Annotated in this window: 24 protein-coding genes; 12 read left to right on the top strand and 12 right to left on the bottom strand. The window is 68.9% G+C overall.

Annotated elements, in window-relative coordinates; translation table 11 throughout:
* Positions 1-45: 45 nt before the first annotated feature.
* The 6 genes from AC3A5K_RS05500 to AC3A5K_RS05475 form a co-directional block, all read right to left on the bottom strand.
* Positions 46-480, bottom strand: a complete 435-nt coding sequence (locus tag AC3A5K_RS05500; protein ID WP_487616515.1) for a hypothetical protein — start codon at positions 478-480, stop codon at positions 46-48.
* 33 nt (positions 481-513) lie between these two features.
* Positions 514-1,053 carry a hypothetical protein gene (locus AC3A5K_RS05495; RefSeq protein WP_487616514.1) on the bottom strand — a complete coding sequence of 180 codons (540 nt, stop codon included), beginning with the start codon at positions 1,051-1,053 and terminating at the stop codon, positions 514-516.
* 42 nt (positions 1,054-1,095) lie between these two features.
* Positions 1,096-1,764: a M23 family metallopeptidase gene (locus AC3A5K_RS05490; protein ID WP_487616513.1), complete on the bottom strand. Its 669-nt coding sequence runs from the start codon at positions 1,762-1,764 to the stop codon at positions 1,096-1,098.
* A 117-nt stretch (positions 1,765-1,881) separates the two neighbouring features.
* Positions 1,882-2,523, bottom strand: a complete 642-nt coding sequence (locus AC3A5K_RS05485) for a tellurite resistance TerB family protein (protein WP_487616512.1) — start codon at positions 2,521-2,523, stop codon at positions 1,882-1,884.
* Between the two features lie 405 nt (positions 2,524-2,928).
* Positions 2,929-3,330, bottom strand: a complete 402-nt coding sequence (locus tag AC3A5K_RS05480) for an HU family DNA-binding protein (RefSeq protein WP_487616511.1) — start codon at positions 3,328-3,330, stop codon at positions 2,929-2,931.
* Between the two features lie 127 nt (positions 3,331-3,457).
* A complete protein-coding gene (locus AC3A5K_RS05475; RefSeq protein ID WP_487616510.1) occupies positions 3,458-3,895 on the bottom strand; it encodes a DUF2784 domain-containing protein in 438 nt (145 codons plus the stop codon).
* A gap of 111 nt (positions 3,896-4,006) precedes the next feature.
* Between AC3A5K_RS05475 and AC3A5K_RS05470 the strand changes: the two genes are divergently transcribed.
* Together AC3A5K_RS05470 and AC3A5K_RS05465 are read left to right on the top strand one after the other, a co-directional pair.
* Positions 4,007-4,441, top strand: coding sequence for an OsmC family protein (locus tag AC3A5K_RS05470; protein ID WP_487616509.1), 435 nt, complete (start codon positions 4,007-4,009; stop codon positions 4,439-4,441).
* Positions 4,442-4,544: 103 nt separating this feature from the next.
* Positions 4,545-5,309 carry an alpha/beta fold hydrolase gene (locus AC3A5K_RS05465; RefSeq protein WP_487616508.1) on the top strand — a complete coding sequence of 255 codons (765 nt, stop codon included), beginning with the start codon at positions 4,545-4,547 and terminating at the stop codon, positions 5,307-5,309.
* Here AC3A5K_RS05465 and AC3A5K_RS05460 read toward each other — a convergent pair.
* Together AC3A5K_RS05460 and AC3A5K_RS05455 are read right to left on the bottom strand one after the other, a co-directional pair.
* The gene (locus tag AC3A5K_RS05460; protein WP_487616507.1) at positions 5,306-6,184 is read right to left on the bottom strand and encodes a PhzF family phenazine biosynthesis protein; all 879 of its coding nucleotides are present in this window, start codon (positions 6,182-6,184) and stop codon (positions 5,306-5,308) included. The two genes, AC3A5K_RS05465 and AC3A5K_RS05460, sit on opposite strands and share 4 nt — an antisense overlap.
* 246 nt (positions 6,185-6,430) lie before the next feature.
* On the bottom strand, positions 6,431-7,303 hold the full coding sequence (locus AC3A5K_RS05455) for a PhzF family phenazine biosynthesis protein (protein ID WP_487616506.1): 873 nt from the start codon (positions 7,301-7,303) through the stop codon (positions 6,431-6,433).
* Positions 7,304-7,443: 140 nt separating this feature from the next.
* On the opposite strand from AC3A5K_RS05455, the gene AC3A5K_RS05450 reads away from it, so the two are divergent.
* From AC3A5K_RS05450 to murD, 3 genes are read left to right on the top strand one after another with little or no spacing between them, the layout of a single operon-like run.
* Positions 7,444-10,035, top strand: a complete 2,592-nt coding sequence (locus tag AC3A5K_RS05450; protein ID WP_487616505.1) for a bifunctional aspartate kinase/diaminopimelate decarboxylase — start codon at positions 7,444-7,446, stop codon at positions 10,033-10,035.
* Entirely contained in the window at positions 10,032-11,408 is a 1,377-nt protein-coding gene (gene murL / locus AC3A5K_RS05445; RefSeq protein WP_487616504.1) for a UDP-N-acetyl-alpha-D-muramoyl-L-alanyl-L-glutamate epimerase, read from the top strand. The genes AC3A5K_RS05450 and murL overlap by 4 nt, the downstream gene beginning before the upstream one ends.
* The gene (murD, locus tag AC3A5K_RS05440) at positions 11,389-12,801 is read left to right on the top strand and encodes a UDP-N-acetylmuramoyl-L-alanine--D-glutamate ligase (RefSeq protein ID WP_487616503.1); all 1,413 of its coding nucleotides are present in this window, start codon (positions 11,389-11,391) and stop codon (positions 12,799-12,801) included. Before murL ends, murD begins: the two co-directional genes overlap by 20 nt.
* Positions 12,802-13,134: 333 nt before the next feature.
* On the opposite strand, the gene AC3A5K_RS05435 is transcribed toward murD, so the two are convergent.
* Both AC3A5K_RS05435 and AC3A5K_RS05430 read right to left on the bottom strand, forming a co-directional pair.
* Positions 13,135-13,320, bottom strand: a complete 186-nt coding sequence (locus AC3A5K_RS05435; RefSeq protein ID WP_487616502.1) for a hypothetical protein — start codon at positions 13,318-13,320, stop codon at positions 13,135-13,137.
* A gap of 58 nt (positions 13,321-13,378) precedes the next feature.
* The gene (locus AC3A5K_RS05430) at positions 13,379-14,377 is read right to left on the bottom strand and encodes a polyprenyl synthetase family protein (protein WP_487616501.1); all 999 of its coding nucleotides are present in this window, start codon (positions 14,375-14,377) and stop codon (positions 13,379-13,381) included.
* Between the two features lie 172 nt (positions 14,378-14,549).
* On the opposite strand from AC3A5K_RS05430, the gene AC3A5K_RS05425 reads away from it, so the two are divergent.
* Positions 14,550-15,077 (top strand): single-stranded DNA-binding protein, encoded by a 528-nt coding sequence (locus AC3A5K_RS05425; RefSeq protein ID WP_487616500.1) that lies wholly within the window; start codon positions 14,550-14,552, stop codon positions 15,075-15,077.
* An 80-nt stretch (positions 15,078-15,157) separates the two neighbouring features.
* Here the strand turns inward: AC3A5K_RS05425 and AC3A5K_RS05420 are convergent, their stop codons facing one another.
* Positions 15,158-16,885, bottom strand: a complete 1,728-nt coding sequence (locus tag AC3A5K_RS05420) for a peptide MFS transporter (protein WP_487616499.1) — start codon at positions 16,883-16,885, stop codon at positions 15,158-15,160.
* A gap of 230 nt (positions 16,886-17,115) precedes the next feature.
* On the opposite strand from AC3A5K_RS05420, the gene AC3A5K_RS05415 reads away from it, so the two are divergent.
* From AC3A5K_RS05415 to AC3A5K_RS05390, 6 genes are all read left to right on the top strand, one after another.
* Complete coding sequence (locus tag AC3A5K_RS05415; RefSeq protein WP_487616498.1) at positions 17,116-19,221, top strand: dipeptidyl-peptidase 5; 2,106 nt, start codon at positions 17,116-17,118, stop codon at positions 19,219-19,221.
* 74 nt (positions 19,222-19,295) lie between these two features.
* Positions 19,296-20,552, top strand: a complete 1,257-nt coding sequence (locus AC3A5K_RS05410; RefSeq protein WP_487616497.1) for a DUF819 family protein — start codon at positions 19,296-19,298, stop codon at positions 20,550-20,552.
* 233 nt (positions 20,553-20,785) lie between these two features.
* Positions 20,786-21,184 carry a roadblock/LC7 domain-containing protein gene (locus tag AC3A5K_RS05405; protein WP_487616496.1) on the top strand — a complete coding sequence of 133 codons (399 nt, stop codon included), beginning with the start codon at positions 20,786-20,788 and terminating at the stop codon, positions 21,182-21,184.
* 95 nt (positions 21,185-21,279) lie between these two features.
* Positions 21,280-21,642 (top strand): roadblock/LC7 domain-containing protein, encoded by a 363-nt coding sequence (locus tag AC3A5K_RS05400; protein WP_487616495.1) that lies wholly within the window; start codon positions 21,280-21,282, stop codon positions 21,640-21,642.
* 75 nt (positions 21,643-21,717) lie between these two features.
* Positions 21,718-22,731, top strand: coding sequence for a hypothetical protein (locus AC3A5K_RS05395; protein WP_487616494.1), 1,014 nt, complete (start codon positions 21,718-21,720; stop codon positions 22,729-22,731).
* Between the two features lie 31 nt (positions 22,732-22,762).
* Positions 22,763-23,275 (top strand): GTP-binding protein, encoded by a 513-nt coding sequence (locus AC3A5K_RS05390; protein WP_487617058.1) that lies wholly within the window; start codon positions 22,763-22,765, stop codon positions 23,273-23,275.
* Positions 23,276-23,394: 119 nt separating this feature from the next.
* Here AC3A5K_RS05390 and AC3A5K_RS05385 read toward each other — a convergent pair whose 3' ends face one another.
* Positions 23,395-23,619 carry a YbdD/YjiX family protein gene (locus tag AC3A5K_RS05385; RefSeq protein ID WP_487616493.1) on the bottom strand — a complete coding sequence of 75 codons (225 nt, stop codon included), beginning with the start codon at positions 23,617-23,619 and terminating at the stop codon, positions 23,395-23,397.
* Positions 23,620-23,649: the final 30 nt, after the last annotated feature.

Raw genomic sequence — 23,649 nt, 5'->3', positions numbered from 1 at the left:
ACCGGCGCAGGGTGAATGCGATCTGAGCCGCGCCGGGCCGGCGGCTTACTCGGGTGCCTTGCGCAGCGTCACGCGGTGCGGTTGCAGCCAGGCCAGCAGCAGGCCGAGCAGCAGCATCGCCAGTACGTCGAACGCGATCTGCTTGAACATCAGCGGCAGCGGGAAGGGCTGGCCGGCATACGCGAGCAGGTGCCAGGGCACGAAGGACACCAGCGCCAACGCCATTCCGAAGCGCGCGCCATGCCAGCGCTTGCGACGCACCGGCGGCGGCAGCCAGCGATAGAGCCAGGTCATGCCGAGGCCGAGCGCGAGGTAGGCGAGCAGGATCCAGCCGACGTTGGCATTGGCCTCGTCGCGCGGCCGGAACAGATGCGAGAGCGCAAGGTAGTCCGCGCGCAGCAGCGCGCCGTGAACCAGGAAACCGAGGACGAGCGCGGTCGCCGAGATCGTCAGGCCGCAGATCCAGAAACGCTTGTCCATCGGGTCCCCGTGGTGAAGTCGGTAGCAGGCAGGTTAACGCTGGCGCGGTGACGGTTCGATGGACGCCGACGTGATGCGCCAGTCGTCGCCGACCCGGCGCATGCGGTAGTGGCCGGCGTAGTGGCGCAGCGGGCCCTCGCCGCCGATGCGCAGACGCACCGGGATCTCCACGGCTTCGGGCATGTCGGCGGCGTCCAGCGGCTCGGGTCGCGTGTTGTCGGCGCGGATGCCGGTGACCCCGGTGAGTGCGCGCAGTGCGTCCTCGCCGGAACCGGTCGGCGCGCCGTCGACCCAGTACGCGTCGGCGGCGCTGCGGTCCGCTTCGAACAGGGCGGCGAGATAGGCATGCAGCGTGGTGACCGCGGCCGCCAGCGATTCGTAGCGCGCGCGTTGCGCCGCATCGGCAGGGGCGCGCGCAGCGTCCGCGGTCGCCGACGTGCCGGCGCCGTTGGCCGTTGACGTGATGGACGCGGCGTCAGCATCCACTGCGGGACGCGTCGCCTCGTGCACGGCGAGGGCGAGTCCCAGCAGGCCCAGCATCGCGATGATCAGCCACCAGTGCCGGTGCCGCATGTCCCGCTCCCCGACGGCCGCACGTGCGACCGGGACGAAATGCTAGCGCGCGGCGTCGCCGCTGTCCGCTGCGGCCCGCAGCAGCGGCAGCGGATCAAAGGCGCCATCGGCGGCGTAGACGCCGTAATGCAGGTGCGGCGGCGTGCCGCGCGCGTTGCCGGTGTCGCCGACGATGCCCAGTACATCGCCCGGCCGCACCAGATCGCCGACCTCCAGGAATTCGGCGAAGCCGTCGAGGTGGGCGTAGTAGTGGCGCTGCCGTCCGGGACCCATGACCCAGACCTGCTTGCCGCCCAGCCCGCTCTCGCGGATACCGACGACCACGCCATCGGTCGCGCTGACGACCGGCGTGCCGCGCGGGGCGAAGATGTCCACGCCTTCATGCCGGCGATCGGTACCGCGCGGCGCACCGAAGGTGTCGGCCACGCGCGAGGCGCGCACGCCTTCGACCGGCATCTGCAGCGTATCGGGCGCCGGTGCGGCGGTGAGTGCGGCGATCGCCCGCGGCTTGGCCATGAACGGCTGGTGCCAGACCCAGTGACCGCCCGCGGCAAGCAGCGCGACGACGAAGACGAAACGCAGCGTGCTGCGCAATTGCGGGCCGTAGTCGCAACGCGGCGGCTTCGAGGCCTTGTTCGATTCGGGCGGCGGCGTGGCGGGCGACGGCGGTGGCGCTGCGGCGTCGCGTGGTGTGGCATCTGGATCGTGCATGACGCCAGCCTCGCAGGGCGGGCGCGAAGCCGGAGTGTGCGGCGCTGCGTCCTGCGCGGTGCATGACGCGGAACGGCCTGCGCAGGGCAGGCCGTTCCGCGGGTGACGCGAGCAGGCTCAGCGCGCCTGGGCGCTGTCCTTCACTTCCTGCTCCAGGCGCGTCTTGAGCTCGGGCGCGAGCTTGAGCTGGCGCGCGAGTTCGTCGAGATAGCTGCGCTCCATGAAGCTGGTCTCGTCGGCGACCAGCACGCTGGCCAGATACATCTCCGATGCGATCTCCGGCGTGCTCGCGGCGCTGGCGACTTCGGCCGGATCCAGCGGCTTTTCCAGCTCCGCGTGCAGCCAGCGCTGCACGTCGGCGCCTTCGTCGATGCGCTTGAACTCGCCTTCGATGACCTCGCGTTCGCGCGCGTCGATGTGGCCGTCGGCCTTGGCGGCGGCGACCAGCGCCTTGAGGATCGCCTGGCTGTGGATGTCGACCTGCGGCGCGGGCAGACGGTCGACGGTCTGCGGCGCGGGCGCGGCGACGCCGGCCTGCTGCTTCTGGTAATCGCCGTAGGCCTTGTAGGCCATCACGCCGATCGCGGCCAGGCCGCCGTAGGTCGCGACCTTGCGGGTCTTCTTGTTCTTGCCGAGCAGCAGGCCCAGCGCGCCGCCGGTGGCCGCGCCCTTGCCGAAATCGGCATTGAGCAGGCTGCTGCCGGGCTTGCCGCCGGCCTGCGAGGTGAGCAGGTGATTGAGAAAACCCTGGAAGCTCATCGTTCGAAATCCAATCGAAAGGGAGAAAGCGGCGCCGAGCATGCGATGCGAAACGTTCACCGGATGTGCACGCCCGGCGACAGTGGCCGGCGGGTCGACACCGGGAGTGCGATCCACGCGATTCCGCGGTGGTGCGGCAGGAAAGCGCGGATCGGGTGGCGTTCGATCACGGGGCCGGGCGAACCGAACCGCGGGCACGCGCGCAGCGCTGGTGCCGTGTGGCGCGTGCGGACACATCCGGACCGCTCAGGGGCGTCAGGTGTTCGCCGGAGCGGAACGGGAATGGCCAAAGTCGTCGGGCCATCTCCGGACGAAACTGGTGTGGCGGAAAACCTTCGGGCAATCCCGAAACGAAATCGGGACGGCCAAGGCCGTCCCGATCGAAAGACACGTGGCGCGCCTGGATCAGGCGGCGGCGTCCTTGAGCTTCTTGAGCGGACGCACCTTGACCTTGACCGAGGCGGGCTTGGCGGCGAACCACTGCTCTTCCTTGGTGAAGGGGTTGATGCCCTTGCGCTTCGGCTTGGCCGGCACGCTGACCGACGTGATCTTCAGCAGGCCGGGCAGGGTGAACGAACCCGCGCCCTTCTTGCTGACCGAACCGTGCACGGCGCCTTCGAGCGCGGCGAACACCGAACGGACGTCCTTCGCGGCCAGGCCGGTGGACTCGGCGATGTGCGCGACCAGACCCGACTTGCTCAGGGCTTCCTTGATCGGCTTCGGGGCGGCCGGCTTGGCGGCAGCGGCCTTCTTCGGCGCAGCCTTCTTGGCCGGGGCTTTCTTGGTGGAGGCCTTCTTCGTTGCCATGGGTATGTGGTTCCCTCGTCGTATATGGATTGGATGTTCCGGGCCGAGCGAGCCGGCCAGCGAAATGTAGGGCATCGCGGCACCCCCGCCAATAGGAAACCGCAATAAAACCGGGGTTTTCTTCGCGCTATGTCCCCGGACCGGCGGATCGCCCTCGACGTCGAGCATCTTTTTCCGGCGGCCAGCGCCACCAGCCCACCACCACCAGCACGGCGACGGCGGTGTAGGCGAGCACGAACATCCACCACGGCAACTCGAAAAACAGCACGCGCGACAGCCAGTGGCCGATGAAGGATGTCTCGTACGTGGCCTGTCCGGCATGTGCGCGCAGGGTCTGTTCCCACGTCGTCAGCGGGCATAGACGACCCAGCCAGGCCTGCGCCGCGATCACCAGCACCAGCGCGACATGCAGCCAGCGCAGCGACCGGCGACGTATCCAGCGCCAGCCCAGCGCGCCACCGATGGGCACGGCCAGCGTCATGAGGACGACGAAGGCGGCGATCGCGACGTGCAGCGCGAGCACGGCATCGGCGAGAAAAGCGGCAGTGGCGGGTGACAACGACATGGCCCCAGCGTCGCGCATCGGCGCCCGTGGCGTCGTGACGCCGCACCGGTGCAACGCGCGCGTAACGCCGCGGCGACTAGGCTGCTCCTCCGTTTCCAGCAGGAGATCCACATGGGTATTTCCCGTCACGCCACCGCACACTGGACCGGCGACCTCAAGTCCGGACGTGGCGCCCTGTCGACGCCGCAGAGCGGTCTGATGGACAGCGTGCGCTACGGATTCAACAGCCGCTTCGGCGACGAGAAGGGCACCAATCCCGAGGAACTGATCGCCGCCGCACACGCGGGCTGTTTCTCGATGGCCCTGTCGGCCAAGCTGACCGAGGCCGGGTTTCCGCCGGAATCGATCGACACGCGCGCCGAGGTCGACCTGTCGATGGATGGCGGTCCGCAGCTCAGCGCGATCCGTCTGAAAACCCACGCCAAGGTGCCGGGCATCGAAGCGGCGAAGTTCCGCGATATCGCCGACGACGCGAAGCAGAACTGTCCGATCTCCAAGGCGCTGTCGGCGGTGCCGCTGTCGCTCGAGGCCGAACTCGACAGCTGACGGCATTGCGCAGCCGCAAGGCTGCGATGCGCGTTCCATCGACGGCGGCGCCGGAGTGTTCCGGCGCCGCCGTTTTCGTGTGCACGTCTGCGACGATAGGCAGATGTCGAATCGATCCTTCGATGCAGTGCTGATCCATGGCGCCGGCGGCGGTGGCTGGGAGTGGCGCCTGTGGCGCCACGTGCTCGAAGCCCGGGGCCATCGCGTGCACACGCCCGATCTGCACGCCGCGGCCGGCGGAATCGCCGCGACTGTCTATGCCGATTACGCGCAGCAGGTGCGCCGCGAACTGGCACGGCTGCCGCGCCCGCGCGTGCTGGTCGGCGCGAGTCTCGGCGGCTTGCTGGCGCTCGACGCGGCAGACGCGGCCGATGCCCTGGTGCTGGTGAATCCGGTGCCGCCCGCGCCGTGGCACGCGCAGCTACCAGCGCGCAGCTGGCCCGACGTCGTGCCCTGGGGCGCCAACGCACGCCTGTCGTCGACGCGGCGCGCGCTGGCCGATGCCGACGAGGCGACGGCGATCGAGGCGATGCGGTACTGGCGGGATGAAAGTGGCGCCGTGCTGCGCGCAGCGCACGCGGGCCTGCATCTATCGAGGCCGACAGTCCCGACGCTGTGCATCGTGTCGCAGGCCGACGACGACGTACCGCCAGACCTCACGCGCGCGATGGCCGATGCCTGGGAGATCGAACTGCTGGCGTCCGCTTCGAGCACCCACGTCGGCCCACTTCTGGGCGCTGCCGCAGCGCAGACCGCGCGCCAGGCGAGCGACTGGCTGCAGCATCAGCTGTCTACCGGGCTGCGCACCGATCCTGGCCGGGCGCGCGCGTCCGGGGGATCGGATACCGAGATCGCGAGTCGGATCTAGCGCCAGTCGATCGTGCCGCGCACCACGGTCTGTACGCGGCCGCCGGACCAGACATCGCCGTTGCCGTCGACGTGCAGTTCGATGATCGCGTCGTGGCCGACTTCGCGGCCCTGGCTGATGCGGTAGCGGCCATCGCTGCCGGGCAGGGCATCGCGATCGGCCAGCCACGCGGCCAGCGTCGCATTCGCGGCGCCGGAGGCGGCGTCCTCGAAATGGCCGGTCGAACCGACGAAGGCGCGCACCGCGAGGTGATGCACCGGGTCACTGGAGCGCGCGAACGCGCACAGGCCCATGCTGCCGGTGGCCTCGGCGAGTGCGCCGATCGCAGTCCAGTCCGGTGTCGCGGCGCGCAGGTCGGCCTCGCTCGCGAGCTCGGCCAGCCACCAGCGGCGCCCGCCATCCATCAGCACCGGCGGCAGCGCGCCGAGCGGCATCGCGGCGAGCACGTCACGCAGACGCGGATCGTCCGCCGATGCGGTTTCGACGACCGATGCGCGCGGCGTGCGCACGGCGATCGTGCGCGTCGCGCCGTCGCCGACGACTTCCAGCGGCAGCTTGCCGGCGATGCCGTCCTGTACCAGCAGGCCGTCGCGCGGCGTGGCGAGTCCGGCTTCGAGCACGACGTGCGCGGTGCCGACGCTCGGATGCCCGGCGAACGGCACTTCGCGGCGCGGCGAGAACATGCGGATGCCGTAGCTGGCATCGTCGGACATGGCCGGGAACACGAACGTGGTCTCGGGCAGGCGCGTCCAGCGGGCGATGGCCTGCATCGTGGTGTCGTCGAGGCCTTCGGCATCGAGCACCACGGCGAGCGGATTGCCGGCACCGGGCCGGTCGGCGAATACGTCCACCTGGACGAAACGGCGGGTAGTCATGGCGGGGGCGTCACGCGGCGCGACAGTGTAGCGGCCCGCTTCGCACCTGCTCGAAGTCCGGCGCCAGCGCTGCCAGCTGACGCGTGACGCGCAGCGTACGCGTTGGAGTTGCGCATTGTGGCCGCCATCTGTGGCGTCCATCCTTTGGGTCAGCGGCAATCGCTGTCAGGGCTCGCCATCCTGCGATGCCGTCAGAGCACCGCACGCGCGCCATCCGGCATGCGTAGCAGGCCTTCGCGCTGCTTCTCACCAGTCGAATGTCCCGCGGATCACCGCCTGCACCGATCCGCCGATCCAGACCTCGCCGGCTGCGTCGATCTCGACCTCGACGCGTCCGTCGCGGCCCAGCTCGCGACCCTGGCTGGCGACGTAGCGGACCACGTCGCCATCGTCGGCCCGGTCCATGTGCAGCCATGCGGCGATCGCGGCGTTCACGCTCCCGGTGACCGGGTCCTCGGGAATGCCGTCGGCGGGGCAGAACGCGCGGACGGCAAGCTGGTGGTCGACAGCGTCACTGCGCCCGCAGACCGCGAGGCCCACCGCGCCACTGGCCAGGCACAGTGCGGCGATATCGACCAGCGGCGGCCTCAGCCCGCGGACGACGGCCGCATCGCCGAGATCGACACACCACCAGTGCGGTCCGTTGTCGAGCAGGGCATGCGGCGCGCTGGTGGCGCCCAGTGCGCGCAGCACGGTATCGAGCTTGCCCTCCGTGCCCGCGGGCATCGGCAGGTTTCGGGTGCGGGGTGCGCGGATGGACGGCTTCAGACCGGTGCTGCCTGCGTCCAGTCGGACCGGCAGCAGCCCGGCGGCGCACTGCTGCACCAGCGTGCCGTCCGGGGCGTCCGCCAGGCCCTGGTCGACCGCGGCCCAGGCCGCGCCGACGCTGGGGTGGCCGGCAAACGGCAGTTCCTGGCGAGGCGTAAAAATGCGGACCCGGTAATCGGCATCGGCCTCGGGCGGCAGCAGGAAAATGGTTTCGGACAGGTTGGTCCAGTTCGCGATGGCCTGCATCGCGGCGGTGTCCAGACCGTCGGCGTCGACCACCACGCCGAGCGGATTGCCGGCGCCGGGCCGGTCGGCGAACACGTCGAGTTGCAGGTAGTGGCGGCTGGGCACGGGCGTCTCGGGGGTGGGGAGGTTGCTTTAGAATCGCCGGTCCAGGCGCGCGTTGCCATGGCCCCCTGCGGGACGTAGCGGCCCACCGCTGGCTACGCGCCACGCCTGTCGCCCCCGTCGCTGTTCGAGATCCCACTTCGATGTCTTCCCCCTCCGACGATCGCTGGATCGTGCTCAAGTTCGGCGGCACTTCGGTGTCGCGTCGCCACCGCTGGGACACCATCGGCCGACTGGCGAAACGCCGGGCGCTGGAGCAGGACGCGCGCGTGCTGGTGGTGGTCTCCGCGCTGTCGGGCGTCACCAACGAGCTCACGGCGATTGCCGATGGCGCCGCGGATTCGGCTGCGCGCGTCGCCGCGCTGGTCGAGCGCCACCGCGCGTTCGTCGCCGAACTCGAACTGGATGTCGATGCGGTGCTCGGCACGCGTCTCGCCGCGTTGCAAGCGCTGGCCATCGATGCACGCGCGGCGACGCGCACGCTCGACTGGCAGGCCGAGGTGCTGGGGCAGGGCGAACTGCTCTCCTCGACGATCGGCGCGGCGTATCTCGCGGCGCAGGGTCTGGATTTCGGCTGGTGCGATGCGCGCGACTGGCTGGACGCGGTCGCGCTGCCGAACCAGAGCGACTGGGCGCTGCGCCTGTCGGTGAACTGCAAGCGCGAACCTGATGGCGACTGGCGCGCGCGGTTCGCCGCGCAGACGCCGCGGATGCTGCTGACCCAGGGCTTCATCGCCCGTCATGGCGACGGCGGCACGGCGATCCTCGGCCGTGGCGGCTCGGATACGTCGGCGGCCTATTTCGGTGCGCTGCTCGGCGCACTCCGCGTCGAGATCTGGACCGACGTGCCGGGCATGTTCAGCGCCAATCCGCGCGATGTGCCGGACGCGCGTCTGCTCACCCGGCTGGATTACGCCGAGGCGCAAGAAATCGCGACTACCGGTGCAAAAGTGCTGCATCCGCGTTCGATCAAGCCCTGCCGCGATGGCGGCGTGCCGATGGCGATTCTCGACACCGAACGTCCGGACCTGCCGGGCACCGCGATCGACGCGAGCGCCGAGCCGGTGCCGGGCGTCAAGGCGATCAGCCGCCGCAACGGCATCGTGCTGGTGTCGATGGAAGGCATCGGCATGTGGCAGCAGGTCGGCTTTCTCGCCGACGTGTTCGAACGCTTCAAGCGTCATGGTCTGTCGGTGGACCTGATCGGCTCGTCGGAGACCAATGTCACCGTCTCGCTCGATCCCAGCGAGAACCTCGTCAGCACCGACGTGCTGGCGCGATTGAGTGATGATCTGGCCGAGATCTGCCGGGTCAAGGTCATCGCGCCCTGCGCCGCGATCACGCTCGTCGGCCGCGGCATGCGGTCGCTGCTGCACAAGCTGTCGGATGTCTGGGCCACGTTCGGCAAAGAGCGCGTGCACCTGATCTCGCAGTCGTCGAACGATCTCAACCTGACTTTCGTCATCGACGAGGCCGACGCCGACGGTCTGCTGCCGGTGCTGCATGCCGAGCTGATCGACAGCGGCGCGATGCCGGTGCATGACGAAACCGTATTCGGCCCGAGCTGGCGCGAGATCGCCCACGGCCGTCGCGAACGCGCGCCGCAGTGGTGGCAGGGCGCGCGCGACTCGCTGCTGGCGCTGGCCGAACCCGGCCGGCCGCATTACGTCTATCACCTGCCGACCGTGCGCGAACGCGCCGCCGCGTTGTCGAGCGCCGATGCGATCGACCGCCGCTTCTTCGCGATCAAGGCCAATCCGCATCCGGCCATCCTGCGCACGCTGGTCGATGCCGGCTTCGGGTTGGAATGCGTGTCGCAGGGCGAGCTCGACCACGTGTTCGCCGTGCTGCCGGAGCTTGATCCCGCACGCGTGCTGTTCACCCCGAGCTTCGCCCCGCGCGCCGAATACGCGGACGCCTACGCACGCGGTGTGACCGTGACCGTCGACAACGTCGAAGCGCTGCGCAACTGGCCCGAGGTCTTCCGCGGTCGCGACCTGTGGCTGCGTCTCGATCTGGGTCGCGGTGACGGCCACCACGCCAAGGTCGTCACCGGCGGCGCGGCCTCGAAGTTCGGCCTGCCGCTGGGTGCGTTCGATCAATTCCTGATCGCGGCCGAAGAAGTCGATGCGCGCATCACCGGCATCCACGCGCATCTGGGCAGCGGCATCGAGACCGTCGCGCACTGGCGCGAGGTCTACGCGGAGCTCGCCGGTTTCGCCGATGCGGTCGGTACCGTCGACACGATCGACATCGGCGGCGGTCTGCCGATTCCGTATCGCCCCGACGACGTGCCGTTCGACATTCCGGCCTGGGCCGCGGGCCTGGCGGCGATCAAGGCCGAATACCCGCGCTATCGTCTGGCGATCGAGCCCGGCCGCTACCTCGTCGCCGAGGCCGGCGTGCTGCTGACCAGCGTGACCCAGGTCGTCGACAAGCTGGGCACGCGCCGCGTCGGTGTGGATGCGGGCATGCACAGCCTGATGCGGCCGGCGCTCTACGACGCCTGGCACGGCATCCACAACCTGACGCGCCTCGATGACGCGGTCGAAGCCACGGTCGAGATCGTCGGCCCGATCTGCGAATCGAGCGACGTGTTCGGCACGCGTCGCCGCCTGCCCGCCGCGACCCGCGAAGGCGACACCGTGCTGATCGCCGACGCCGGCGCCTACGGCTTCGTCATGGCCAATACCTACAACCTGCGGCAGCTGCCGCAGCAGGATGTTCTGGAATGAGTGTTGTCTTCGACCGCAATGCGGTCCGCAGTTTCCGTTTCATCGATTGCGACCTCGACGCCGCGACCGGCGTCGCGCGTCTGCGCTATGCCTTCGACGACGGTCCCGAGCTGATTGAAACGGTGGCCGTGCCGGGCGCGCCGTTCGTGCTCGACGCAGCGCGCGCCGAGGCCGCGACACAGGCGTTGCGCCTGCTGCATCTGATCGCCGGCGTCAGCTATTACAAGGCCGCCGTGCCGACGGACATCCGCATCGAGGGCTACGCAATCGATGCGGAGACCGCGACGCTGCTCGAGGACGTGTACGTGCACGGACTCGGCGAGTTCGCGTATCGCAATGGACTGGATCTGCACGGCAAGATCAAATTTCCGCATGACGCGCCTGCGAACGCCGACGCCCCCGCGCTCGGTCTGCGCACGCATGCGCTGGTCGCGATCGGCGGTGGCAAGGACTCGCTGGTGTCGATCGAAGCGTTGCGTGCGCTGGGCATCGAACAGACCGTCAGCTGGATCGGCGGCTCGCAGCTGATCCGCGTCTGCGCCGAGCGCACCGGGCTGCCGACGCTCAACATCGGCCGCCAGATCGCGCCGGAACTGTTCGAGTACAACCGCCAGGGCGCGTGGAACGGGCACATTCCGGTGACCGCGATCAACTCGGCGATCCTCGTGCTGGCCGCGGTGCTGCACGGCGTGGACCAGGTGGTGTTCTCCAACGAGCGTTCGGCCAGCTACGGCAGCCTGATCAAGGACGCGTCGGGCGGCGAGACGCGTGAAGTGAATCACCAGTGGTCGAAGGGCTGGGCGTTCGAGCGCGCGTTCGGCGATCACGTGCAGGCGCGCGTCGCGGCGGACCTGCATTACTACTCGCTGCTGCGCCCGCTGTCGGAACTCGCGGTGGCGCGCCAGTTCGCGAAGACCGATCGCTACGACGCGCATTTCTCCAGCTGCAACCGCAACTTCCATCTGCTCGGCGAGCGGCCGGTGAACCGCTGGTGCGGCATCTGCCCGAAGTGCCATTTCGTGTTCCTGGCGCTGGCGCCGTTCATGCCCAAGCCGCGTCTGGTGTCGATCTTCGGCCGCAATCTGCTCGACGATGCATCGCAGGTGCCGGGCTACGACGCGCTGCTCGAGTACCAGGACCACAAGCCTTTCGAATGCGTCGGCGAAGGCCGCGAATCGCGCGCGGCGATGGCAGCGCTGGCGAAGCGTCCGGAATGGCGCGAGGACGCGATAGTCGCGCGCTTCGCCCGCGAAATCGCACCGCAGCTCGACGCGGGCGAGCTGGATGTCGCCGGCCTGCTGGTGGTCGAAGAGGACGCACACCGCATTCCCGACGCGCTGTGGGACCGCCTGCGTGCGCATCTCGCAGCTTGAGGCAATCGCCGCCAATGGCGGCCGCATCGCGCTATGGGGCTGGGGTCGCGAAGGCCGCGCGGCCTGGCGCGCGATCCGCAGTCGCGCGCCCGCACTGCCGCTGACGCTGTTCTGCAACGCCGACGAAGCCGCCGATGCGGCGACGCTCGGCGATCCGCTGCTGACCTGCGACACTGGCATCGACGCCGCACGGCTGTCGGCCTGCGCGGTCGTCGTAAAGTCGCCGGGCATCAGCCCGTATGCGCCTGATGCGATGGCCGCCGCGGCGCAGGGCACGCAGTTCGTCGGTGGTACCGCGTTGTGGTTCGCCACGCGCGCCGCGCCGGGCGAGGTCGCAGCCGGCACGGTCTGCGTCACCGGCACCAAGGGCAAGAGCACGACCACCGCGCTGCTCGCGCATCTGCTGCGCGCGCACGGCCTGCACACCGCGCTGGCCGGCAACATCGGCCTGCCGCTGCTGGAACTGCTCGATGCGGACGCCGATGCCTGGGCGATCGAACTGTCGAGCTACCAGACCGGCGATGTCGCCACCGGCGGCGTGCGGCCTGACATCGCGGTCGTCACGAACATCTTTCCCGAACATCTCGACTGGCACGGCAGCGAAGCGCAGTACGTCGACGACAAGTTGGCGTTGCTGACCCGCGCGCGTCCACGCATTGCCGTGCTCAATGCCAATGATCCGCGGCTCGCTGCGCTGGTGTTGCCCGACAGCGAGATTCACTGGTTCGGCACGCCTGAAGGCTGGCATCTGCGTGGCGATTTCCTGTATCGCGGCGACACCGCGGTCATGGATACCTCGGGCCTGCCGCTGCCCGGCCGGCACAACCGGGGCAATCTGTGCGGCGTGCTGACCGCGATCGAAGCGCTGGGCATCGATGCCGCGCCGCTGGCCGCGGCCGCCGCTGATTTCGTGCCGCTGCCGCATCGCCTGCAGCCGCTGGGTACACACGATGGTGTGTTGTGGGTCAACGATTCGATCAGCACGACGCCGCATGCGAGTCTTGCGGCGCTCGATGTCTACCGCGACCGTCGCGTCGCCTTGCTGGTCGGCGGCCACGACCGCGGTCTCGACTGGCAGGCGTTCGCCGACGCGATGTGCAGCGGTGCGCCGCACGCGATCGTGACGATGGGTCAGAACGGCCCGCGCATCTTCGATCTGCTGGCGCCGATCGCGCGCGAAGCCGGATTCGAACTGTCGGCGGCCGACGATCTCGAATCGGCGATCGCGCAAGCACGCGCGGCGTTGGACGGCGACGGCGTGTTGCTGCTGTCGCCCGGCGCGCCCAGCTTCGGTGCCTACCGTGACTACACCGCGCGCGGTCGCCATTTCGCCGCGCTGGGCGGTTTCGATCCGGATGCGATCACGGCGATTCCGGGGATCGGCATCGCTTGAGATCCCGCGCGGCCGCGCTCCCGGTGGAGACGTCCGCGGTCACCGCGGCGGGTTTCTGTAGGAGCGCGCTTGCGCGCGAGTGGACTTCTGCAACGAACGCCATTTCGCGCGCAAGCGCGCTCCTACAGAAAACGGCGGCGACGGTGTCGGGTCGCGACACCTGTCAGGCGCGCCTGGTCACGCGGCGTCGGGATGGCAGGTGTGATTTCTACCGGGCGCTTAGCAGTCAATCTCGCACGGCCGGACGCGGCGAAACTGGTGTCGACGTTAAGTGTTGCTGCGCTGGCGATCGGCGGAGGGTAGGCCGCGCATGGTTGAAGCTGTGGACCAGGCCTACGCAACCTCGCGATGCGATACCGCCACGTTGATCGCTGCCGAGATCGCAGCGCGTGCCTGCGGACTGTTGCGCCAGCAGGTGGTACCGAGCATCTGCGCGACCTGCGCTGTGATGTCGGTGACCTCGGCCTCCGACAGTTGCGCAAGCGTGCTGTAGCCGATCTGCTCGAGCCTCGAGATCACGGTCGGGCCGACGCCCTTTGCTCCGAGCAGCAGCGCACGCTCCGCGGCACCGAAGCCATCAGTGCCCGCGCTCTACCGCGTAACGCGCCAGGCCGCGCAGTGCGGCGACGGCATCGTTGTCGCCGAGTCCGGCGAGCCCACGTTCGGCCGCCTCGGCGTATGCGAGCGCGCGGGCGCGGCTGTAGTCGAGGCTGCCGGCGGCTTCGATCGCGGCCAGCACTTCGGGCAGCGCATCGGTATCGCCGGTCTCGATGATGGTCCGCAGACGCGCGCGTACATCCGGTGTGGCCTGTTCCATCGCGTGGATCAGCGGCAACGTGGCCTTGCCTTCGGCGAGGTCGTCGCCGAGGTTCTTGCCCAGCGCGTCGGCATCGCCCGAGTAGTCGAGCACATCGTCGGCGATCTGGAATGCGTAGCCCAGTTGCATCCCGTAGTCGTACAGCGCCTGCTGCGTGGCGTCGTCCGCGCCGGAGGCCAGCGCGCCGAGCTTCGTGCCGGCGGCGAACAGCACCGCGGTCTTGCGCTCGATGACGTTGAGGTAGGCGGCCTCGTCGGTGTCCGGGTTGCGCACGTGCAGCAGCTGCAGCACTTCGCCCTCGGCGATGCGGTTGGTGGTGTCGGCGAGGATGCGCATCACCGGCATGCGGTCGAGTTCGACCATCAGCTGGAAGCTGCGCGAATACAGGAAGTCGCCGACCAGCACGCTGGCGGCGTTGCCCCAGATCGCATTCGCGGTGCTGCGGCCGCGGCGCAGGTCGGATTCGTCGACCACGTCGTCGTGCAGGAGGGTCGACGTGTGGATGAACTCCACGATCGCCGCCAGCTGGTGGTGCTCGGCGCCGACGGTGCCGGTCGCGCGCCCGGCCAGCATCACCAGCATCGGCCGCAGGCGCTTGCCGCCCGCCGAGACGATGTGTTCGGCGACCTGGTTGATCAGCACCACGTCGGAAGCCAGCCGGTCGCGGATCAGCGCGTCGATGGCGGCCATGTCGCCGGCGGCGAGGGCCTGGATCGCCGGCAGATCGAGGCGGGCGGCCGGTTGGGCGACGTTGTTCATGCAGGATCCGGGACAGGCAGGCCCGGGATTATAGGCAACGCCCGACGGCGGCGTGCGGATGCCCCCCAGCGCCGCATGCGGGCCGCGCGGACGGCAGGGGCGGGGCGCTTTATACTGTGATGTCGAAATCCATCACGTCGGCCCACAGGCCGGCGCAATCCAAGGAATTCCCATGGCCCGCGGCGTCAACAAAGTCATCCTGGTCGGCAATCTCGGCAACGACCCCGACACCAAGTACACCCAGGGCGGCATGGCCGTGACCCGCATCAGCCTGGCCACGACCAGCGTGCGCAACGACAAGGACGGCAACAAGCAGGAGCGCACCGAATGGCACCGCGTGGTGTTCTTCGGCAAGCTCGGCGAGATCGCCGGCGAGTACCTGCGCAAGGGCAGCCAGTGCTATGTCGAAGGCGAGATCCGCTACGACAAGTACACCGGCCAGGACGGCGTGGAGAAGTACTCGACCGACATCGTCGCCAACGAGATGCAGATGCTCGGCGGCCGTGGTGACGGCGGCGGCGGTGGCGGTGGCGGCAATTACGAGCGCAGCAGCCGTCCGCAGCGTCCGGCCGGCGGCGGCGGCGGCGGTGGCGGCGATGCCCCGCAGCAGCGCGGCCCGGCACCTTCGCGCCAGTCGGCCCCGCAGCAGCAGCGTCCCGCACCGATGGACGACTTCTCGGACGACGATATTCCGTTCTGATCGGACGTCGCGTCGCCCGATGTACTGCACGAACCCCCGAGCGATCGGGGGTTCCGCGTTTCAGGGATCGGCGTTCCGCCTCAGCGCACCCCGTGCATCCAGCGCCGCACCAGTGGCGACAGCACGAAATAGGCGATGCCCGAGCCGACGCCGATCCACAGCATCAGCTGGAACAGATCGGCGTAGCGCGAGGCCGCGACCGCCATGTCGAAGGTCTCGCCTTCGAGCACCTCCATCGAGGTCAGCTTGCCGAACTGCGCGGCCAGCACTTCCGAATACGCGGTCGCCAGCCAGAACGCGCCCATCATCAGGCCGACGACGCGCGCGACCGACAGCTGGGTCACCGCCGACAGGCCGATCGGCGACAGGCACATCTCGCCCAGTTCCAGCAGGAAATACGCCAGCACCAGCCACCACACGCTGGCGAGTACGCCGCTGCCGGCGGACTGCGCAGCCAGCATCAGCGGCACGAAGGCGAGGCCGGCGAACACGAGGCCGATGGCCATCTTTGCCGGCTTGCTCGGGTTGAGCCCGCGGCGGTCCAGCCACGGCCACAGCCACGAGAAGATTGGCGCCAGTACGACGATGAAGAACGCGCCGAGGAAGGTCAGCGAGCCGGCGGTCTGCGGCACCAGTACGACGTCGTGGACCAGCGCGATCGCCAGCGCGACGACCATCGCGATGACGGCCGTCTTCGCCAGCCCGCCGTTGCCGCGATCACTGGCGCGCAGCGCGGTGACCATCAGGATCGGGCTGCTGGCGAGCGCGAAGATCGCCCAGGGAATGCCCGGCTGGTAATCGCCGGGGGTCAGGCCGAACAGGTCCTTGGTCAACATGCGGTCGGTGAACGTGACCCAGGAGCCATAGGTCTGCTCATAGAGAGTGAAGAAGATCAGCACGCCGATGATCAGCAGCACCAGCGCCAGCATCTGCTGCCGCTGGACTTTCGTGCAGTGGCGCACGAGGAACCAGACGAACCACACCGCGAGCGTGACCGCGATCAGATGCATCGCGCCATGCACGGTCCAGGTGCGCTGGATCAGCTGCCAGACCAGCAGCGCGCCGGCGACGCTGCCGGCATAGATCCACCACTCGCGCGACAGCGGGCCAATGCGTTCGCGCAGCTTCGCCGGATCGTTCGGTTCGGCCAGGCCGTAGAGATACTTCTGGCCCCAGATGAAGACGATCAGCCCGGCGATCATGCCGATGCCGGCCGCGCCGAAGCCGTACTTCCAGCCGTAGGTCTCACCCAGGAACGCGCAGACCAGACTCGCGAACAGCGCGCCGACGTTGATGCCCGCATAGAACAGCGTGAACCCGGAATCGCGCCGCGGATCCTCGGGCGCGTAGAGCTTGCCGACGATCGTCGAGATATTCGGCTTCAGGAAACCGACGCCCATGATGATCAGCGCCAGCGACAGGTAGAACACCTGCAGTGCGGCTTCGTCGCGGACGACGACGCCATCGACGATGCGCGCTTGCTCGCCCTCGTAGGCCATGCCCAGATGGCCGAGCACCAGCAGCACGCCGCCGAGCACGACCGCCTTGCGCATGCCCAGGTAGCGATCGGCCAGCAGTCCGCCGATCACCGGCACCGCATAGACCAGGCCGCCATAGGCGCCGAGCAGATCGAAGCCCGCGTCGTCGCCGAACAGGTGGTACTTGAGGATGTAGAGGAGCAGCAGCGCCTTCATCCCGTAGAACGAGAAGCGCTCCCACATCTCGGTGAAGAAGCAGACGAAGACGCCTTTGGGGTGGCCGAGGAAATCGGCGCCGGGTGCGTGGCCGCGGGACAGCGAGGCGCCCATGGCGCACTCCGGAGGTGTTGAAGCCGCGAGTATAGGAGCGCCGCGGCCCGCCGCGATGTGCCGATTCCAGCCGGTGGCGGGGGCGCATGTGGGCTCGCCAGATCGGCCCTGGCGCGTGTCAGGCCGCTGGTCCCGCGCCTTCTGCAGGATCCGGCAGACAGTACACACACCGCTTTGCCTGCATCGCGGCCGCGGCCTACCATTCGGGCTCTTTGTCCGGAGTCCGCGCCATGTCCATGCGTCTTGCCGTGTTGCCCCTGTGCCTGCTCGCTGCGCTGCCCCTGGCCGCCCAGACCCGTGGCCTGGATGTGCGCGACCTCGTCTCGATCGACCGGGTGTCGTCGCCGGTGCTCTCGGAGGACGGTCGCCAGCTGGTCTTCGCCCAGCGCAGCGCCGAGGCCGACGGCAGCAAGGCCGAGACCGCGATCTATGCGCGCAATCTGGTCACCCGCGACATGGCGCCGCCGCGCCGCGTGACCCCGGCGGGCTGGAACGTCAATTCGCCGTCGCTCTCGGCCGACGGGCAGACGCTGTACTTCCTCAGCGCGAAGAACGGCAGCGCGCAGCTGTATGCGATGCCGCTGACGGGCGGCACGCCGCGGCAGCTGACCGATGTCGCGGTCGACGTCGGCAGCTACCAGGTCTCGCCCGATGGCACGCGCGTCGCGTTCAGCGCCGACACCTTCGCCGACTGCGCAGCCGATCTCGCCTGCACCAAGGCGCGCCATACCGAACGCAAGGACGCGCCGGCCACCGGTGTCGTCTACGACCAGCTGTTCGTGCGCCACTGGGACACCTGGGGCAACGGCACCCGCAGCCGCCTGTTCGTCGCCGACCTGCCGGCCGCCCGCGCGGGCGCGGTGAAGACCGTGCGCGCGCTGGGCCATGCGCTGGAAGGCGACATTCCGGCCAAGCCCTTCGGCGGCGCCGACGATTACACCTGGGCGCCGGATGGCCAGTCGCTGGTGGCCAGCGTGCGCATCGCGGGTCGCACCGAACCGTGGTCGACCAACTTCGATCTCTACCGCATCGATGCGGTGGGTGACGCTGCGCCGGTGAACCTCACCGAAGCCAATGCCGCGACCGATACCGGTCCGGTCTTCAGCGCCGACGGCGGCACGCTGTTCTATCGCGCCATGAAGCGCCCCGGCTTCGAAGCCGACCGTTACGCGCTGATGGCGATGGACGTGGCCAGCGGCGCGTCGCGCGAGATCGCGCCGCGCTGGGACCGTTCGCCGAGCAGCCTCACGCCGTCCGAAGACGGCCGCACGCTGTACGTCGCCGCGCAGGACGTCGGCCAGTACCCGCTGTTCCGCGTCGACGTCGCCAGCGGCGACGTCACCCCGCTGGTGGGCGACGGTTCGGTGTCGGCGTTCGCGGTCGCCGGTGACACGGTGGCGCTGACCCGCAACAGCCTGCAGACCGGCGACGTGCTCTACACCGGTTCGCTGCAGGCGCTGGGCACGGCGGGCGAAGGCGAGCCGCCGCTGCGCAAGATCACCGAAACCACCGGCGAGCGCCTGCCCGGGGTCGCGCTGGGCGAGGCCGAGCAGTTCTCGTTCCGCGGCGCCGGCAATGCCACCGTCTACGGCTACGTGGTCAAGCCGTCGAACTACCAGGAAGGCCAGACCTATCCGGTCGCGTTCCTGATCCACGGCGGTCCGCAGGGCAGCTTCGGCAACGGCTGGAGCTACCGCTGGAATCCGCAGACCTATGCCGCCAAGGGCTACGCCGTGGTCATGATCGATTTCCACGGCTCCACCGGCTACGGCCAGGCGTTCACCGATGCGATCAGCGGCGACTGGGGCGGCAAGCCGCTCGAAGACCTGCAGAAGGGCTGGGCTGCGGCGCAGCAGCAGTACGCGTTCCTCGACGGTGACCGCGCCTGCGCGCTCGGCGCGAGCTACGGCGGCTACATGATCAACTGGATCGCCGGCAACTGGTTCGACCGCCGCGGCAATGCGCCTTTCAAGTGCATGGTCAACCACAACGGCGTGTTCGACACCCGTTCGATGGGCCTGGTGACCGAAGAACTGTGGTTCACCGAATGGGAGTTCGGCGGCACCGTGGCCGACAACCCGCGCGCCTACGAGAAGTTCAATCCGGCCCGCCACATCGAGAAGTGGACGACGCCGACGCTGGTCGTCGCCGGCCAGAACGATTTCCGCGTGCCGATCGACCAGAGCCTGTCCTCGTTCACCGCGCTGCAGCGCAAGGGCATCGAGTCGAAGCTGCTGGTGTTCCCGGACGAGAACCACTGGGTGCTCAAGCCCGGTAACAGCATCCTCTGGCACGACACCGTCAACGCCTGGCTCGAGCAGCACATCGGCCAGTAAGCGTCCCCGAACGGCCGGCCCCGCGCCGGCCGTTCTCTTTCTGAAATCCCCTTCTGTCCCGGAATCCCCTGTCGATGGCGATCGAGTCCACCGTGCCCACCACCGCGCTGATCACCAGCGACATCGTCCTGTTCGGCCTCATCGCCGCCACGCTGGGCCTGATCTTCTGGCTGGCCAGCGGGCCGACGCCGTTCTGGAAGAAGTTCTTCGCCTGGGTGCCGGCGCTGCTGCTGTGCTACTTCGTGCCGGCGTTCTACAACACGGTCGGCCTGATCGACGGTGAGAACAACAGCCTCTACAACCCGATCGCCAGCCGCGTGCTGCTGCCGGCGGCGCTGGTGCTGCTGACGCTGTCGATCGACCTCAAGGGCATCCTCAAGCTGGGGCCGAAGCTGCTGTTCGTCTTCGTCGCCGGCACCGTGGGTGTGGTGCTGGGCGCGATCGTGTCGTTCCAGGTCATGGAATGGCTGCATCCGCCGGCCGTCGCCGGTGATACGTGGAAGGGCATGGCGGCGCTGGCCGGCAGCTGGATCGGCGGCGGTGCCAACATGGTCGCGATCCGCGAGGTCTACGAGGTCGATGCCACCCTGTTCGGCCAGTTCGCGGTGGTCGACGTGGCGATGGCCAGCATGTGGATGGCGACGCTGCTGTTCCTCGCCAACCGCGCCACCCAGATCGATCTGAAATCGGGCGCCGACACCACGGCCATCGACGAGATGAAGCACCGCATCGCCGCCTACGAGGCCGCGAACGCGCGCATTCCCACGCTGACCGACCTGATGGTCATCATCGGCGTGGCCTTCGGCATCGTCGGACTGGCGCATGCGATCTCCAATCCGGTGTCGGCCTGGTTCGGCGGCTTCGAATGGGCCTCGCGTTTCAGCCTAGATTCGTCGTTCGTGTGGGTGGTCGTGGTGTCCACGCTGATCGGCCTGCTGCTGAGCTTCACCCCGGCGCGCAGGCTGGAAAGCGCCGGCGCGTCGAAGGTCGGCACGGTGTGCCTGTATTTCCTGATCGCCTGCATCGGCATGCAGATGGATTTCCTCAAGCTGGCCGACCGCCCCGAGCTCATCGCCATCGGCGCGATCTGGATGGCGGTGCACGTGCTGGTGATCTGGGGCGCGGCGCGCCTGGTCAAGGCGCCGCTGTTCTATTTCGGCGTCGGTTCGATGGGCAACATCGGCGCGGCCGCCTCGGCGCCGGTGATCGCCGCGGCCTTCCATCCGTCGCTGGCGCCGGTGGGCGTGCTGCTGGGCACAGTGGGCTACGCGACCGGCACGCTGATCGCGTATTTCATCGGCCAGATCCTGCGGATGATGGCGGGCCAGTAACGCCCCCGCTGCACGTCATCCGGCGTCGCCCGCAAGCCGGGCGCGCCGGTTATGACGCACTGCGTCATCCACCGACCCGATGCGACACCGCGACGTGGTGTGCCGCGGTCGCGCTTCGATTGGGATGCCCGTCACGATGCGATCGTGCGCTTGGCACGAACCATGCTTGATGCTGTCCCGGTTTGAAACGGACATCGATCGTGCAGCAGGCAACGTTGGACAAGGTGGTCAGCATGAGCGAACGCGGCCCGGGCGCCGCGCGCGTCGACGTGGACGCGATCCGCGAGGAGTTCGAACGCGTGCAGACGCGCGCGAAAGGCGTCTCGATGCTGCTGCTCTCGAGCGCGGACGGTCGTGCGCTCGCCGAGTGGACCCATGCCCGTCTCGATCCGCGCCGCGTCGCGGCGATGACCAATTCCTTCCTCACGCTCGGCGAAACCCTCGCCCGGGAAGTGGGGATGTCGGCGGCCGACCACGCCACCATTTCGACGGTGCACGGCAGTCTGGTCGTCATCCGGATCAACGGCACGCGGCCGTACACGCTGGCCGTGCTCGGCGAGCAGCAGGCCACCCTGGCCGTGCTGCTGTTCGCGGCCCGCGAGTGCGCGGCGCGTATCCGCACGCTGATCTAGTTTTCCGTCCTGCGCAGTCGCCTCCCGCATTCGTGGGCGGCAGACCGCGCGCGACGCTCCGGTTCCACCATCCCAACATGAGGCAAGGACATCACATGGCAGGCAATTTCAGTCTCGATCAGCTCAACAGCGTCGCCGGTTTCATCGGCGCGGCACTGGTCGACAGCGACAGCGGCATGGCACTCGGCACGCTGGGCGGCGGCTCGCTGGATCTCGACGTGGCGGCGGCAGGCAACACCGAAGTGATCCGTTCGAAGCGCAACGTGGCCAAGATGCTCGGCCTCTCGGACACCATCGAGGACGTGCTGATCACGCTCAGCAACCAGTACCACCTGATCCGTCCGCTGGAGAGCAACGAGGCGCTGTTCCTGTACGTCGTGCTGGACCGAGCGAAGTCCAACCTCGCCATGGCCCGCCATGAGCTGAAGTCGTTCGAGCGCACCCTCGACTTCAAGTAATCCTGCGGGGCGATCCCGTTCCGACCGCTGCCGCATGCCGGCGGCGGTCGCGCTTTCTTTTTTCTGTCCGGACCGATGACCACCCCCCGATTTCGACATGCGAGCATCGCGGCGGCCGGCCTCGACGTGCTGCACATGACGCGGCTGAAAGTTGCATGCTCGCTGCTGATGGCCGAGCGCGTGCATGCCGAACTGCGTGACTGGCCGGGACCCGACGTCCATCTGCTCGTCGCCGGCACGGACGATCCGCACGGCGTTGCCGCGGCGGAGCAGGGCCGTCAGGCCGACATCACCGTACTGCGGATCGCCCGCGACGTCGGCGCGTCCGGCAGTGCGCTGCGGCATGGCGCCACGGTCAAGGATCTGTTCGACCGGCTGCATACGCTGCTGACCGAGGGGCCGCCGCGCGAAGCGCCGGTGCCGATCCAGATCCGTGTGCCGCCATCGTCCGAGCCGGTCGTGGCGGCCTATGCGGTCGCGTCGCTGCCAACTGCGCTGGACCTCGCCACCGAGACGGCCGGCACCATCGCCGTGCTCGAGCATGCCGGTCTTCGCGTGGCGATCGACCGGCGCCGCGGCCTGCTGCATCTCGCCACTGCCGGCGATCTGGAGACCCTGATCGCGACCTGCGCGCAGCCCGGCTGGCGCATGCAGGCGCTGGCCGATGCGGCGTTCGAAGACCGGCGCGCGGCGTTTCCGTACACCAGCGCGCTGGAGACTTTCGTCTGGCGTGCGGCGATCGCGCAGGACGTGGAAGTCGGCGATGCACCGCGGACGACGGTGATCGGCCTGAAGGGCTGGCCGATCGTCGAATCCGATACGCTGCCGGCCCATTGGCTGTTGCCGCTGACCTGCCTGCTGCACCGCGACTGGTCATCGGCCGCACTGGCGCAGGCCTGCGGCCTGCCGGACGCGGAGGTGGCCCGGATCTTCGCGGCCATCCATCACAGTGGGCTTGCGCAGCCGGCGGAACGCCGCATCGTGCGTGCGCCGGCCCGGGCTGTCGCGGCCGTGGACCTGCCGTCAGTGGGTTTCCTGGCACGCGTTGCCCGTCGGTTTGGAATGCAATTCGGAGGACACCGTGGATAACGTCACCACCAAGCTCGTATTCGTGGGCGACATGGGCGCGGGCAAGACCACCGCCATCCGGTCCATTTCCGACCACGAGCCGGTCAGCACCGAGATGCCGATCAGCGACGAGGTCACGTCCGGCAAGACGCACACCACGGTCGCGCTGGACTACAGCTCGATCGAACTCGACACCGGCGAACTGCTGCACGTCTACGGCGTGCCCGGTCAGGCCTATCTCGATTTCATGTGGCCGATGGTGGCCGAAGGCGCGCTCGGCATCATCGTGCTGGTCAGTGCCGAACATCCGGAGCGGCTGGAGAGCACCGACCGCCTGTTGCAGCGGTTCGGCGAACTCGCGCCGCAGGCCTGCTTCGCGGTCGGCGTCACCCGCACGGACCTGGCGGATGCGTTCACGCTGCCCGAGTTCCGCGATGCGCTGCTCGCCCGCGGCTACCGGATTCCGGTGCTGCGCGTGGATGCGCGCCAGCCGCTGCAGGTCGATTTCCTGATCAAGGCCCTGCTGTCCTACCAGTACGGCCGCACGCTGACGCCCGAGACCTGATCGCGGGCCACGCGCCCGCGCCGTTCCGCCCGCATCGGGCGCGCAACGACTTTCCGGTTACACAATGAAAAACGGGCGGAACCTTGCGGTTCCGCCCGTCGTCGTTTCAGTGCATCCGCTCAGCAGCAGCGGAAGCCGTTGCGCCCGCCGAAGCGCGCATCCTGCCGTTCGCGGAAGAAGGTCTTGTAGTCCATCGGCTCGCGGTCGGGATGCTTCTCGAGGATGTGGCGGACGTAGTTGTCGTAGTCCGGGATGCCGCAGCACAGCCGTGCGGTCTGCACGACCCTCCGCCACACACGCTTGTGTGTGGCGAAGTGCTCCAGCGGGACGAGTGCGCCGGCCATCAGCCCTGCGCTCCGGTCACGCCCCGGCCG

The organism is Luteimonas sp. Soil_C_5, assembly GCF_057656615.1.
This window is presented reverse-complemented; position numbering and strand designations above follow the sequence as displayed.

What these genes read in the sequence shown, in the direction of transcription:
- AC3A5K_RS05475 (WP_487616510.1), bottom strand. Translation starts at nt 3,895, where the DNA reads ATGTCGTTGTCACCCGCCACTGCCGCTTTTCTCGCCGATGCCGTGCTC.
- AC3A5K_RS05385 (WP_487616493.1), bottom strand. Translation starts at nt 23,619, where the DNA reads ATGGCCGGCGCACTCGTCCCGCTGGAGCACTTCGCCACACACAAGCGT.
- AC3A5K_RS05420 (WP_487616499.1), bottom strand. Translation starts at nt 16,885, where the DNA reads ATGGGCGCCTCGCTGTCCCGCGGCCACGCACCCGGCGCCGATTTCCTC.
- AC3A5K_RS05390 (WP_487617058.1), top strand. Translation starts at nt 22,763, where the DNA reads ATGGGCGCGGGCAAGACCACCGCCATCCGGTCCATTTCCGACCACGAG.
- AC3A5K_RS05400 (WP_487616495.1), top strand. Translation starts at nt 21,280, where the DNA reads ATGGCAGGCAATTTCAGTCTCGATCAGCTCAACAGCGTCGCCGGTTTC.
- AC3A5K_RS05490 (WP_487616513.1), bottom strand. Translation starts at nt 1,764, where the DNA reads ATGCACGATCCAGATGCCACACCACGCGACGCCGCAGCGCCACCGCCG.
- AC3A5K_RS05430 (WP_487616501.1), bottom strand. Translation starts at nt 14,377, where the DNA reads ATGAACAACGTCGCCCAACCGGCCGCCCGCCTCGATCTGCCGGCGATC.
- AC3A5K_RS05485 (WP_487616512.1), bottom strand. Translation starts at nt 2,523, where the DNA reads ATGAGCTTCCAGGGTTTTCTCAATCACCTGCTCACCTCGCAGGCCGGC.
- AC3A5K_RS05500 (WP_487616515.1), bottom strand. Translation starts at nt 480, where the DNA reads ATGGACAAGCGTTTCTGGATCTGCGGCCTGACGATCTCGGCGACCGCG.
- AC3A5K_RS05465 (WP_487616508.1), top strand. Translation starts at nt 4,545, where the DNA reads ATGTCGAATCGATCCTTCGATGCAGTGCTGATCCATGGCGCCGGCGGC.
- AC3A5K_RS05470 (WP_487616509.1), top strand. Translation starts at nt 4,007, where the DNA reads ATGGGTATTTCCCGTCACGCCACCGCACACTGGACCGGCGACCTCAAG.
- AC3A5K_RS05495 (WP_487616514.1), bottom strand. Translation starts at nt 1,053, where the DNA reads ATGCGGCACCGGCACTGGTGGCTGATCATCGCGATGCTGGGCCTGCTG.
- AC3A5K_RS05405 (WP_487616496.1), top strand. Translation starts at nt 20,786, where the DNA reads ATGAGCGAACGCGGCCCGGGCGCCGCGCGCGTCGACGTGGACGCGATC.
- AC3A5K_RS05480 (WP_487616511.1), bottom strand. Translation starts at nt 3,330, where the DNA reads ATGGCAACGAAGAAGGCCTCCACCAAGAAAGCCCCGGCCAAGAAGGCT.
- AC3A5K_RS05450 (WP_487616505.1), top strand. Translation starts at nt 7,444, where the DNA reads ATGTCTTCCCCCTCCGACGATCGCTGGATCGTGCTCAAGTTCGGCGGC.
- AC3A5K_RS05460 (WP_487616507.1), bottom strand. Translation starts at nt 6,184, where the DNA reads ATGACTACCCGCCGTTTCGTCCAGGTGGACGTATTCGCCGACCGGCCC.
- AC3A5K_RS05425 (WP_487616500.1), top strand. Translation starts at nt 14,550, where the DNA reads ATGGCCCGCGGCGTCAACAAAGTCATCCTGGTCGGCAATCTCGGCAAC.
- AC3A5K_RS05395 (WP_487616494.1), top strand. Translation starts at nt 21,718, where the DNA reads ATGACCACCCCCCGATTTCGACATGCGAGCATCGCGGCGGCCGGCCTC.
- AC3A5K_RS05410 (WP_487616497.1), top strand. Translation starts at nt 19,296, where the DNA reads ATGGCGATCGAGTCCACCGTGCCCACCACCGCGCTGATCACCAGCGAC.
- AC3A5K_RS05415 (WP_487616498.1), top strand. Translation starts at nt 17,116, where the DNA reads ATGTCCATGCGTCTTGCCGTGTTGCCCCTGTGCCTGCTCGCTGCGCTG.
- murL (WP_487616504.1), top strand. Translation starts at nt 10,032, where the DNA reads ATGAGTGTTGTCTTCGACCGCAATGCGGTCCGCAGTTTCCGTTTCATC.